General features: G+C 68.3%; 8 protein-coding genes. 5 read left to right on the top strand and 3 right to left on the bottom strand.

Features of this window, described 5'->3' with window-relative positions; all coding sequences use genetic code 11:
• Positions 1-93 precede the first annotated feature (93 nt).
• From ACQY76_RS00150 to gltS, 3 genes are all read left to right on the top strand, one after another.
• Positions 94-1,233 carry a patatin-like phospholipase family protein gene (locus tag ACQY76_RS00150; protein WP_428030905.1) on the top strand — a complete coding sequence of 380 codons (1,140 nt, stop codon included), beginning with the start codon at positions 94-96 and terminating at the stop codon, positions 1,231-1,233.
• Positions 1,234-1,236: 3 nt separating this feature from the next.
• Positions 1,237-2,688 carry a GntP family permease gene (locus tag ACQY76_RS00145; RefSeq protein WP_428030904.1) on the top strand — a complete coding sequence of 484 codons (1,452 nt, stop codon included), beginning with the start codon at positions 1,237-1,239 and terminating at the stop codon, positions 2,686-2,688.
• 133 nt (positions 2,689-2,821) lie between these two features.
• Complete coding sequence (gene gltS / locus ACQY76_RS00140) at positions 2,822-4,027, top strand: sodium/glutamate symporter (RefSeq protein WP_428032900.1); 1,206 nt, start codon at positions 2,822-2,824, stop codon at positions 4,025-4,027.
• Positions 4,028-4,033: 6 nt separating this feature from the next.
• Here gltS and ACQY76_RS00135 read toward each other — a convergent pair whose 3' ends face one another.
• Positions 4,034-5,251 (bottom strand): alpha/beta hydrolase, encoded by a 1,218-nt coding sequence (locus ACQY76_RS00135; protein ID WP_428030903.1) that lies wholly within the window; start codon positions 5,249-5,251, stop codon positions 4,034-4,036.
• Positions 5,252-5,478: 227 nt separating this feature from the next.
• Between ACQY76_RS00135 and ACQY76_RS00130 the strand changes: the two genes are divergently transcribed.
• Both ACQY76_RS00130 and ACQY76_RS00125 read left to right on the top strand, forming a co-directional pair.
• Complete coding sequence (locus ACQY76_RS00130; protein ID WP_428030902.1) at positions 5,479-6,564, top strand: efflux RND transporter periplasmic adaptor subunit; 1,086 nt, start codon at positions 5,479-5,481, stop codon at positions 6,562-6,564.
• Positions 6,564-9,602: an efflux RND transporter permease subunit gene (locus ACQY76_RS00125; protein WP_428032899.1), complete on the top strand. Its 3,039-nt coding sequence runs from the start codon at positions 6,564-6,566 to the stop codon at positions 9,600-9,602. The genes ACQY76_RS00130 and ACQY76_RS00125 overlap by 1 nt, the downstream gene beginning before the upstream one ends.
• A 10-nt stretch (positions 9,603-9,612) precedes the next feature.
• On the opposite strand, the gene ACQY76_RS00120 is transcribed toward ACQY76_RS00125, so the two are convergent.
• Positions 9,613-11,082, bottom strand: coding sequence for an alpha/beta hydrolase (locus ACQY76_RS00120; RefSeq protein ID WP_428030901.1), 1,470 nt, complete (start codon positions 11,080-11,082; stop codon positions 9,613-9,615).
• 2 nt (positions 11,083-11,084) lie between these two features.
• Entirely contained in the window at positions 11,085-12,110 is a 1,026-nt protein-coding gene (locus ACQY76_RS00115) for an AI-2E family transporter (RefSeq protein ID WP_428030900.1), read from the bottom strand.
• Positions 12,111-12,238: the final 128 nt, after the last annotated feature.

Here is a 12,238-nt window from a genome sequence, read left to right as displayed (position 1 = left end):
CGTCGCGTTCCGGTTGGCGGCCGATCGATCCATGTTGCGGTGCAGCATTTGGAAAGGTACGGTGAGGCCATTCCGTTTCAGAAGGCGCGCCCCATGCCCTCCAAGGTCCTGCCTCCCGCCCGGCCGCCGGCTTCCCCGCGCAAACGCGGCCCGCGTGCGGCGACCGCGCCCGCCGCCGTCGCGGCGGACGCGATGGAGACCGGCGCGCCGGCCGAAAGCGCCGGGCCGATCCGCGTCGATCTCGCTCTGCAGGGCGGCGGCTCGCACGGCGCCTTCACCTGGGGCGTGCTGGACCGGCTGCTGGAGGAGGAATGGCTGCACATCGAGGGCATTTCCGGCACCTCCGCTGGGGCGATGAACGCCGCCGTGCTGGCGGACGGCTTTGCCGCCGGCGGCCGCGAGGGGGCCCGCGCGGCACTCGACGCCTATTGGCGCCATGTGTCGGAGGCGGCGCGCTTCAGCCCGTTCCAGCGCGGCCCGCTGGATGTGCTGCTGGGCCGCTGGTCGCTCGATCATTCGCCGCTCTTCGTCACCATGGACCTGATGTCGCGGCTCTATTCGCCCTATGACCTCAATCCCGGCGGCTCGAATCCTCTGCGCGCCGTGCTGGAGAAGGCGATCGATTTCGACCGGCTGCGCACCTCGCCGGTCAAGCTGTTCATCACCGCCACCAATGTGCGCACCGGGCGCGGCCGGGTGTTTCGCAACGCCGAGATCACGCCGGACGTGCTGCTCGCCTCCGCCTGCCTGCCCACTTTGTTCCAGGCGGTGGAGATCGACGGCGAGAGCTATTGGGATGGCGGCTATTCCGGCAACCCGACCATGACGCCGTTGGTGCGCGAGCTGGAATCCGATGACACCATCCTCATCCCGATCAACCCGGTGGAGCGCCCCGGCACGCCGCGCACTGCCTCGGAAATCCTCAACCGGCTCAACGAGGTCTCGTTCAACGCCGTGCTGCTGAAGGAATTGCGGATGATCGCCCTGCTGCGGCAGGTCGCCGATCCCGGCAATTGCGAGGGCGCGCAATGGGCGCGGATGCGCATCCATCTGGTTCGCAACGGCATATTGGACACGCTCGGCTCTTCCTCGAAGCTGAACGCCGAATGGGAATTCCTCAGCATGCTGCGCGACGAAGGGCGCAAGGCCGCCGACGCCTTCCTCGCGGCCGATGCCGACAATATCGGCAAGCGCTCCTCGGTCGATCTCGACGTGCTGCTGGCGGGAGTGTGAGCCATGGGCCTCATCGGCATCCTGCTCGGCCTCGGCCTGCTCGTCTGGTTCGCCTATCGCGGCTGGAGCGTGCTGCTGCTGGCGCCGCTCGCCGCGCTGATCGCCGCCCTGCTGTCGGGCGAGCCGCTGCTCGCGAGCTGGACGCAGACCTTCATGGGCAGCGCGGCCAGCTTCGTGCGGCAGTTCTTTCCGCTGTTCCTGCTCGGCGCGCTGTTCGGCAAGCTGATGGAGGATAGCGGCTCGGTCTCGGCCATTGCCGAGTTCATGACCGAGAAGCTGGGGGCGCAGCGCGCCATCCTCGCCGTGGTGCTGGCCGGCGCCATCGTCACCTATGGCGGCGTCAGCCTGTTCGTCGCTTTGTTCGTGCTGGCGCCGATGGCGCAGGCGCTGTTCCGCACCGCCGATATTCCGCGCCGGCTGATGGCGCCGGCCATCGCGCTCGGCACCTTCACCTTCACCATGATGGCGCTGCCCGGCACGCCGGCGATCCAGAACGCCATCCCCATGCCGTTCTTCGGCACCACCCCGTTCGCTGCGCCCGGGCTCGGGCTCATCGCCTCGGCCATCATGCTCGGCTTCGGCCTGTGGTGGCTCGCCCGCGCCGAGGCGAGCGCCCGCCGCGCCGGGGAGGGGTTCGGCGACGGCAACGCGGCGGTGAACGCGCATCTCGACGACCCCGTGCTGCGCGAGCGGGCGACGACGGCGCACGAATTCGATCCCGCCGAGATCGCCCATGGCCATCAGAGCGTGGAGCGCCCCTCCATTGCGCTGGCGACGCTGCCGCTGGGGCTGGTGATCGTCGTCAATCTCGCCATGTCCTTCATCGTGCTGCCGCGTCTCGATTTCGCGTTTCTGGCCGAGGATCGCTGGGGCGGGGTTCCCCTCTCGGCGGTTTCCGGCGTCTGGTCGGTGGCGGTGGCGCTGGTCGTGGCGATACTGGCGACGCTCATCATCAACTGGCGCCGCCTGCCCAAGCTGCGCGAGACCATGGACGCGGGCGCCAACGCTTCGGTGCTGCCGATCTTTTCGGTGGCGAGCCTTGTCGGCTTCGGCGCCGTGGTGGCGGCGCTGCCGGCCTTCGCGCTGGTGCGCGACTGGGTGCTGTCCATCGACGGCGGGCCGCTGGTGTCGCTGGCGGTGGCGACCAATATCCTCGCCGCGCTCACCGGCTCGGCCTCGGGCGGGCTGACGATCGCGCTCGACGCGCTGGGGCCGGTCTTCCTGGAGCGCGCCAACGAGCTCGGCATCGAGCCGGCGCTGCTGCACCGCGTGGCCGTCATGAGCGCGGGCACGCTCGACAGCCTGCCCCATAGCGGCGCGGTGGTGACGCTGCTGGCGGTTTGCGGAGTGACGCCGAGGGAGAGCTATCTCGACATCGTCATGGTTGCCATCGTCGGTGCCCTGGTGGCACTAGTAGCTGTCATCGGGCTTGGCTCGGTGTTCGGCAGTTTCTGAAGGCGGCAGCCGGGCGGTGCAGCGTTGCAGCCGGCCTTGCAGCATGAAGTGGCAGCAGCGGCTGCAGTTCGGTGTGCAGCCGGATGTGCAGCGACGTCTGCAGTGGACGTGCAGCGTATTTCGCGGAGCGACGATGTCGGCGATCGAGATTTCAGGCCTGTTGACCTTCACCATCGCCATCGTCGTCTTCTTCGTCGGCTCCGGCATTAATCGCGCCATTCCGCCGCTGCGCCAGTTCAACATTCCCGAGGCGGTGACCGGCGGCCTGCTGGCGGCATTGGCGACGCTGGTGGCCTACAAGTTCTTCGATTCCGCCATCGTGTTCGATCTGGCGGCGCGCGACATGCTGCTGCTGTATTTCTTCACCGGCATCGGCCTCAACGCCCGGCTCGACGACCTTCTGGCGGGCGGCCGGCCGCTGCTGGTGCTTCTCGCGCTGACCATCGCCTATCTGGTGATCCAGAATGGCATCGCCATCGGTGCCGTCAGCCTGCTCGACCTGCCGGAAGGGCTCACCGTGTTCCTCGGCTCGGCCTCGCTCATCGGCGGCCACGGCACCACCATCGCCTGGGCGCCGCTGATCGCCGATCGCTTCGACGTCGCCAATGCGATGGAGGTCGGCATTGCCGTGGCGACGCTGGGCCTCGTGCTGGCGAGCCTCGCGGGCGGGCCGATCGCCCGCTACCTCATCACCCGCCACCACTTGAAGAGCGAGCCGGGCCAGGAAGCCGTCGTCGGCCTGCCAAAGCCGGTGGACGAGCAGATGGACGACGACATCAGCCATGTCAGCCTGCTGCGCACCGTGCTTGTGCTCAACGTCGCCATCCTCATCGCCTTCGCGCTGGAGGGGTTGGTGGAGTGGACCGGGCTGAAGCTGCCGATGTTCGTGGTGTGCCTGCTGGTCGGCATCGTGCTCACCAACATCGTCCCGCGCCTCCTGCCGCGCCTGCGCTGGCCGACGCGCACGCGGGCGCTGGCGCTGGTCTCCGACCTCGCGCTGAACATCTTCCTCGCCATGTCTCTGATGAGCATGCAGCTCTGGAGCATTGGCGGGCTGGGGCTGGCGCTGGTGGTGGTGCTGGCGGTGCAGACCGTGGCGGCGGTGGCCTACATCATCTTCGTGGTGTTCCCGGCCATGGGCCGCGACTATCAGGCGGCGGTGATCTCCGCCGGCTTCACCGGCATCAGCCTGGGCGCCACGCCTACCGCCATCGCCAACATGACGGCGGTGACCAAGGCGCACGGCCCCTCGCCCCGCGCCTTCATCATCCTGCCGCTGGTCTCGGCCTTCTTCATCGACATCATCAACGCCGCCGCGATCGGCTTCCTGGTGCGCTGAGGGGCGTCAGTCGGCGCCGGGGTCCTCGACGGTCTCGGTCACGGTGCGCCCGAAGCGCTCCACCTGCCCCTGATAGGTGCGGCGGGTGTTCGGGTCGATGACGGCGAGCGGCGCGCTGATGGCAAGTCCCGCCGCGCTGCCCACGGTCTGCCCGACCCCCATCGCCCCCGCCGCGATGCGGTCGCCGAGGCTGACGTCGGAATCGGTCACGGTCTGCCCGTTCACCAGCCGCTGGCCGATCAGCTGGACCACCTCCGGCGAGGAGGCGAAGCGGCCGTGATTGAGCGAATCGCCGCTGCGCATGGCGGTGAGGTCGATCACCACGATGCCGGACTTCGCCAGCTCGCCATAGAAATGCTGCGTGTCGATCATCCCCAGCCGGTCCACCCCGCCGGCGATGCGGCGCGACACCTGCAGCGCCCGGTCGTCGCGCGAGACAAACAGGGTGAAGCGCGCCTGCGTGCCCTGCAGCGCCCGCCATTGCGAGGCGAAGACGTCCACATCGACATCGGGCGAGGCGAGGATGACGTTGCGGATCTTGGCCGGCAGCTTGCCGTGGCGGATGGCCATCTGCCGCAGGCTTTCCATGGCGAGCCACGCCCCCATGGAATGCGCCATGATGGTCACGTCCTCGACGCGCGGGTCGCTTGTGACCTGCCAGACGGTGTCCTCGAAAGCGTCGCGCGAGACGATGGTGCTCTCGCGATCGAAGAGATAGTCGAACACCCGGGCGCGCGAGGGCCAGGTGAACAGCACCGGCGCGACGTCCGAGCCGGAATCATGGACGATCTGCGCGAAGCGGTAGACGGCATCCTCGAAGCGGTTGTTGAAACCGTGCACGAAGATCAGCACCCGCCGGCTCTTCGGCAGGTGCCCGTCGAGCCAGCTCTTGGCGGCCTTCACATTGGGCAGCGGCTCCACGGCGATGGTGGCGAAGTCGGTGGCGGGATTGGGCGGCAGGCTGCGCGGCCACTGCACCTCGCCGATCTGCCGCCGGCTGTCCGGCGGGATCGAGACGGTGAAGGCGTTGAGCGACACGCCGGTGCCGCGCTCGCCGGTGTAGAGCGTGCCCGCGTCATTGGAGGCTTCGCGCGTGGTGGCGACCAGCAGATCGACCTTGGTCGTGTCCGGCGCGGCGGCTTCGACGGGGGTGAGCACGCCGACCGGCCTGTTCGAGCATCCCGCACACAGGGCCAGTGCCAACGCAACAATAAGCAGACGCATTCAGCCTCCGTAGGGCGCCGCTCGCAACGACCGGCCAGCATTAGCGCGCCCTTGCGGCAATGGCGAGTCGTCCCGGCTCTGCACAGGGTTCACCATGCCGCCCGCATAGGGACATTTACGTGACGTCCGATGAATGTAATGTCGAGTGGTAGGATCAGGCCGGTGCCGGCGGATGCAATCCAGACCCCAGCCATTTCGGCAAGACGCGTGACGAGGAGCGACCCGCTATGACGAAGATGAAGCCGTGGATGGCCGCGGTGGCTCTGGGGTCGAGCCTCTTGCTTTCCGGGTGCGGCCAGGAAGCCGAGGTGGAGGCGCAGAAGCCGCGCCCGGTGCGGGTCGTCACGGTGGAAAAGGGCACGGGCGGCCAGGTGGCTTCCTTCACCGGCGAAGTGCTGGCGCAGGACGAGGCGTCGCTCGCCTTCCGCGTTTCCGGCCGGATGATCGAGCGCAGCGCCAATGTCGGCGACCAGGTGAAGGCCGGGCAGGTGGTCGCCCGGCTCGACCCGCAGAATGCGCTCAATGCGCTGCGTTCGGCGCAGGCGGCGCTGGCTGCGGCGGAGAGCCAGCTGGTGACCGCCGCCAACACCTTCGACCGGCAGGACCGCCTGCTGGTCAACGGCTTCACCACCCAGGCCAATCATGACGCCGCCCGCACCGCCCTGCAGGCGGCGCAGTCCGACGTCGACAATGCCGAGGCGCAGCTCAAGATCGCGCAGGACAATGTCAGCTATACCGACCTCGTCGCCGACGCCCCCGGCACGGTGACGGCGCGGGGCGCCGAGCCGGGCGAAGTGGTGCAGGCGGGCCAGATGATCCTCCAGCTCGCCCGGCAGGGCGGGCGCGACGCGGTGTTCGACGTCCCGGCCAATATCCTGCGGGCCGCACCGGCCGACCCGGTCATCACCATCACCCTCAGCGACGATCCCGGCGTGACGGCCACCGGCCGGGTGCGCGAGGTGGCGCCGCAGGCCGACCCCGTGACCCGCACCTTCCGCGTCCGCGTCGGGCTCGACAACCCGCCGGCCGCCATGCGCCTCGGCTCCACCGTCATCGGCCGCGTGGAACTCGGCACCGATGCGGCGATCGAAATCCCCGCCTCGGCGCTCACCGCCGTCAATGAGCGTCCGGCCGTCTGGGTGGTCGATCCCGCGACCGAGACCGTCACCCTGCGCAACATCGAGGTGCGCCGCTTCTCGCAGGCCTCGGTCGCCGTCGATGCCGGGCTCAGCCCGGGCGAGGTGGTGGTTACGGCCGGCGTGCAGGCGCTGCATCCCGGTCAGCAGGTGCGCCTGCTCGGTGCGGGGTCGTGATGCGTTTCAACCTGTCGGAATGGGCGGTCCGCGAACGCTCGCTGGTCATCTTCTTCATGCTTGCCGTCGTCGTCGCCGGCGTGTTCGCCTATACGCGGCTCGGCCGGGCGGAGGACCCGTCCTTCATCATCAAGACCATGGTGGTGCAGGCGGCGTGGCCGGGCGCCGGCATCGAGGACACGCTGCAGCAGGTCACCGAGCGGCTGGAGCGCACGCTGCAGGAGACCCCGCATCTCGATTTCATCCGCAGCTACACACGGCCGGGCATCACCACGATCTTCGTCAACCTCAAGGGCAGCACCACCGCCGACGAGGTGCCGGACGTCTGGTACCATGTGCGCAAGAGCGTCAGCGACATGGCCCACACCCTGCCGCGCGGCGTGGTGGGGCCGGGCTTCAACGACGAATTCGGCGACACGTTCGGGCTGATCTACGGCTTTACCGCCGATGGCTTCACCCATCGCGAACTGCGCGATTATGTCGAGCAGGCCCGCTCGACGCTGCTGCATGTGCCCGATGTCGCCAAGATCGAGCTGCTGGGCGAGCAGGACGAACAGATCTTCGTCGAGTTCTCGGTGCGCGAACTCGCCAATCTCGGCATCAACCGCTCCGCTCTCGTGGCGGCCCTGCGGGCGCAGAACGTGGTGCAGCCTTCCGGCGCCATCCAGACCGGCGACGAGAAGCTGGTGATCGACGTGAGCGGCGCCTTCGGCTCCGAGCAGGACATTGCCAACATCAATTTCGCCGTGGACGGGCGCATGCTGCGGCTGGCCGACATCGCCACCGTGCGGCGCGGCTATGCCGACCCGCCGCGCCCGCTGTTCCGCGCCAATGGCGAGCCGGCCATCGGCCTCGCCATCTCCATGCGCGAGGGCGGCGACATTCTCCAGCTTGGCCGCAACATCGATACGGCCATGGCGAAGATCACGGCGGAACTGCCGCTCGGCATCGAGCCGCATCTGGTCGCCGACCAGGCGGTGACGGTGGCGGGGGCGATCTCCGAATTCATGGAATCGCTCTGGCAGGCCATCCTCATCATCCTCGTGGTCAGCTTCATCGCGCTCGGCGTCCGCGCCGGCCTGATGGTGGCGCTCACCATCCCGCTGACATTGGCGGGGGTGTTCGCGGTGATGTGGCTGCTCGACATCGACATGCAGCGCATCTCGCTCGGCGCGCTCATCATCGCGCTGGCGCTGATGGTGGACGACGCCATGACCACCACCGACGCCACGCTCGGCCGGCTGGCCGCCGGCGAGAAGAAGGAAGTGGCGGCGGTCTTTGCCTTCAAGACCTATGCCTTCGCCATGCTGGCCGGCACGCTGGTGACCATTGCCGGCTTCGTGCCGGTGGGCTTCGCCGCGTCGTCGGCGGGCGAATACACCTTCACTTTGTTCGCGGTGGTCACCATCGCCCTGCTCATCTCCTGGCTGGTGGCGGTGGTGTTCGCGCCGCTGATCGGCCTCGTCATCCTGAAGCCGCCGAAGAAGGCGGGCGGCGAGCCGGGCCGGATCATGCGGACCTATCGCGGCTTCCTCTCGGCCGCGCTCACCGCCCGCTGGGTGACCATCGCCGTCACCCTCGCGCTGTTCGTCGCCTCCGTGCTGGCGCTACCGCTGATCCCGCGCCAGTTCTTCCCCTCATCCGACCGGCCAGAACTGCTGGTCGACCTGCAACTGCCGCAGAACGCCTCGATCTACGCCTCCGAGCGCGCCATGCAGCGGCTGGACGCCGTGCTGAGGGACGACCCGGACGTGGAGCGCTGGAGCGGCTATGTCGGGCGCGGCGCCATTCGCTTCTACCTGCCGCTCAACGCCCAGCTGCCGAACGACTTCTTCGGCCAGGCGGTGGTGGTCGCCAAGGATGTCGCGGCGCGCCAGCGGCTGGAAGCCAAGCTCTCCACCCTGCTCGCTGACGATTTCCCCAATGTGGTGAGCCGCGTCTCGCCGCTGGAGCTCGGCCCGCCGGTGGGCTGGCCGATCCAGTACCGCGTGGTGGGCCCCGATCTCGGGCAGGTGCGCGATATCGCATTCAAGCTGGCGGAGGTCATCGCCGCCGACCCGCTGACGCGGACGGTGAACTATGACTGGATCGAGCCGGCGCGCGAGATCCGCATCCGCGTCGACCAGGACCAGGCGCGGCTGCTCGGCCTCTCCACCGAGGCCATCGGCTCGGTGCTCAACACCGTCGTCACCGGCGCCCCGGTGACGCAGGTGCGCGACGACATCTATCTCGTCGACGTGGTGCTGCGCGCCACCGACGAGCAGCGTGTGTCGATCGACACGCTGCGCACGCTGGAAGTGCCGCTGCCGAACGGGCGCACCGTGCCGCTGAGCCAGTTCGCCACCTTCGATTACGAGCAGACCTATCCGCTGGTCTGGCGACGCGACCGGCTGGCCGCGCTCACCGTGCAGTCCGACATCGCCGCCGGCGAATTGCCGGAGACGGTGGTCGACCAGCTCGCGCCGCCGATCGAGGCATTGGCGAAGACCCTGCCGGCCGGCTACAGCATCGAGACCGGCGGCACGGTAGAGGAGAGCGCCTCCTCGCTCGCCTCGGTCATGGCGGTGGTGCCGGTGATGATCCTCATCATGCTCACCGTCCTGATGTTCCAGCTGAGGCGCTTCTCACTAACCGCACTGGTCGTCAGCGTGGCGCCGCTGGGACTGATCGGCGTGGTGCTGGCGCTGCTGGTCTCCGGCCGCCCGCTGGGGTTCGTCGCCATCCTCGGCGTGCTGGCGCTGATCGGGATGATCATAAAAAACGCTGTGATTCTAATAGGTCAGATCGAGTCCGAGCGTGCCGCCGGCAAGAACGCGCGCGAGGCGGTGATCGATGCCTCCTGCGCGCGCTTCACCCCGATCATGCTGACGGCGGTGTCCACCGTGCTGGGCATGATCCCCATCGCCCCCACCGTCTTCTGGGGCCCGATGGCCTTCGCCATCATGGGCGGCCTGCTGGTGGCTACCCTGCTGACGCTGATCTTCCTCCCGGCGCTCTATCTCGCGGCGCTGGGCCGGGAGCGCCCGGCCGCCACGTGACCGGCCGCGCTCAGGGTGCGGGCGCGGCCGGAGCGGGTTTGATCCGGTCGTTCATGTAGGAAAAGAACGGGTTGGACGACATCCGAACCAGCGCGTCGAGGCTGACGATCAGCGCGCCGCGCTCGCCGCGCACCGCCATGGCGCCGAGTTGCAGCCCGAAATTCTCGTCCGGGTCGGGATGCGAGCCATACAGCGCATCTTCCGGCGGGAAGGGCAGGGCGACATGGGAGAGCGAGTAGACGTCGAGCGGGTACGATAGCCCGAGCGGGCGGACCGTTTCTTCCATGCCGCCGGCGGGGATGGAGCGCTCCACCACCTGGTCGCTGTGGGCGTCCTCATTGGTGATGATGACGGTACGGAAATCGCGCGGCAGCGGCGGCAGCAGGCGCAGCAGCGCGGAATAGGAGGTCGCGCGCAGCAGCGGGCCAAGCTTGGTGTTGCGGTTGATGTCGAACAGCACCAGCTCGCTGCCATTCGCCGGCAACTGGCGATACAGGGCGTCGACGATGGCGCGGGTCGAGACGGTGAAGTCCATCACCGACTGGAAGGTCAGCACCGGCGCCAGGTCCTTCAGGCGATCGGCGCGCGCCTGCGCCGTGATCGACGCCTGCAATGCCCGCGTCAGCCGGTGCGACTGCACCGCGCCATTGACCGGAAAACTGTTGTATTTGAACGGGTTGAACTCCGGCACGATGCCGAGCCACGCGGCCTTGTCGAAGGCCGGGAGCCACGCGGGCAGCGCCGCCAGCCCGGCGAAGCGCGCGAAGCGGGTGATGCCGACCATCGGCGAGATAAGGACCAGTCGGGACGGTCGCGCCAGTGCGGCGTCGGTGAGCGCATCGAGCGCGTATTTCAGCGCCAGCGCCCCGCCATTGGAAAAGCCCACGATCTCCAGCGGCTTGCCCGGTGCCCGGGCGCCGGCCTCGCGCACCGCGAGGCGCGTCGCGGCCAGCCAGTCTTCCCATTCGACATCGGTGAGGCCGGCCGGCACCGTGCCATGGCCCGGCAGGCGCGGGGCGACGACGAGGAAGCCATTGGCGAGGTAGCGCTGGGCGACATGGCGCAGGCTGTAGGGCGAATCCGTTAGACCGTGCAGGAGAACGACCACGCCCACCGGATCGCCAGCCGGTGCCAGCTCATAGGAGCGGTTCCAGTCATGGGTGAGGTGCGGGGGGTAGACCACGCTGCCGGTGAAGTAGCGGTTGGAGGGAACGCGGTCATGCTCCGGCAGCTTCTGCACCACCTCGCGGGTGACATCGGCGAACAGCTTGTCCTCGCGGGCGAGATAGGCGGCCCAATCCGCCTTGTCGAGTTCGGCGACGCTCATCTCCTGCGGCACGAAGGTGTGCCAGGGCTCCAGCGGCGCGCCACTATTGGCAAACCACACGCGGGAGCCGAGGAAGCCGACAAACAGGACAAGCGCAATCACGCCCAGCCATTTGAGAACTCTCCGCACGAGAGCGAGAAGGGAGGCAAGCATGATCAGACGACGGGCTCCTCGCGGCCGGACAGCAGGCGGGATATCCAGCGCGTGCCGTCACCCTCCTCGCAGAAGGTGAGGGCGGCGATGACCAGCGGCACGCCGATGAAGGCGCCGGAAAGGCCCCACATGAATGACCAGAAAAACACGGCGAACAGCACGAGGAAAGGCGAGATGGCCAGCGCCTTGCCGGCGACACGTGGCTCGATATAGCTGCCGCTGAAGAACTGGATGACGTTCATGGCCAGAAACACCACCACGGCGGTCTCCCACGAGCCGAACTGTGCCAGCGCGAACAAGGTGGGCAGCAGCGTCGCCACCAGCGGGCCGATGAAGGGGATGTAGTTCAGCGCGAAGGCGATGACGCCGAAGGCCAAGGCGAGGTCTAGCCCCATGGCGGCGGAAACCGCCCAGACGAAAACGCCGGTCAGCACGCTCATCACCGTGCGTACCATCATGTAGGTGCGGAACTTCGCGGCCGTCGCGGCGCTGGCGCGCACCAGCTTGCGCCCGGTCTCGCCCGCCTCGGCGAGCAGCTTGGTGCGCACGATGGCGACTTCCAGCAGGCCGAGCATCACGAAGATCAGCGTCACCACGCCGAAGCCGAGAATGCCGTTGAGCCGCCCGGCCAGCCCCTGGAAGAAGCCGATGAGCCAGCTCGCATTGAAGGTGTCGGCCAGCATGCCGGCGGAATAGAGCCCCATTTCCTCCAGCTGCGCGGCGGTCTCGGTGTAGATGGCCTGGAACCTTCCGGCATTGGCGATCAACCACCGCCCGGCCTGGCTGAAGCCCCAGATGGTGACATAGCCGAGCAGCGCCAGAGCGAGGATTGTCACCGCCAGCGTCACGGCCATCGCCACCAGCGCCGGCAGCCGCCGTTGCAGCTGCACCTGCAGCGGCCAGACCAGCGCGATGATGAACAAAGCAAACGCCACCGGCGCCACCACCGAGCGGGCAAGATAGATCGCGCCTGCGGCGAGAATGAACGCACAGATGCCGAGCGGAAGACGTAGCGCGCTGAACGTCATGGGAGCTTTCATGGTGCCGGGGTGGGCCGAAGAAGGGGGATAACACGCCCCGCCGCCCCAGGATATCGCGACGGCGCGTCGTTACCGGTGCACGCCGTCGAGCGGGTGGCGGAGGCGGCTTAAATTGC

This window comes from Ancylobacter sp., from assembly GCF_965279025.1.
GTDB lineage: Bacteria > Pseudomonadota > Alphaproteobacteria > Rhizobiales > Xanthobacteraceae > Ancylobacter.
This window is presented reverse-complemented; position numbering and strand designations above follow the sequence as displayed.

Coding starts and splice junctions, on each gene's coding strand:
- ACQY76_RS00150 (WP_428030905.1), top strand. CDS start 94: ATGCCCTCCAAGGTCCTGCCTCCCGCCCGGCCGCCGGCTTCCCCGCGC.
- ACQY76_RS00145 (WP_428030904.1), top strand. CDS start 1,237: ATGGGCCTCATCGGCATCCTGCTCGGCCTCGGCCTGCTCGTCTGGTTC.
- gltS (WP_428032900.1), top strand. CDS start 2,822: ATGTCGGCGATCGAGATTTCAGGCCTGTTGACCTTCACCATCGCCATC.
- ACQY76_RS00135 (WP_428030903.1), bottom strand. CDS start 5,251: ATGCGTCTGCTTATTGTTGCGTTGGCACTGGCCCTGTGTGCGGGATGC.
- ACQY76_RS00130 (WP_428030902.1), top strand. CDS start 5,479: ATGACGAAGATGAAGCCGTGGATGGCCGCGGTGGCTCTGGGGTCGAGC.
- ACQY76_RS00125 (WP_428032899.1), top strand. CDS start 6,564: ATGCGTTTCAACCTGTCGGAATGGGCGGTCCGCGAACGCTCGCTGGTC.
- ACQY76_RS00120 (WP_428030901.1), bottom strand. CDS start 11,082: ATGCTTGCCTCCCTTCTCGCTCTCGTGCGGAGAGTTCTCAAATGGCTG.
- ACQY76_RS00115 (WP_428030900.1), bottom strand. CDS start 12,110: ATGACGTTCAGCGCGCTACGTCTTCCGCTCGGCATCTGTGCGTTCATT.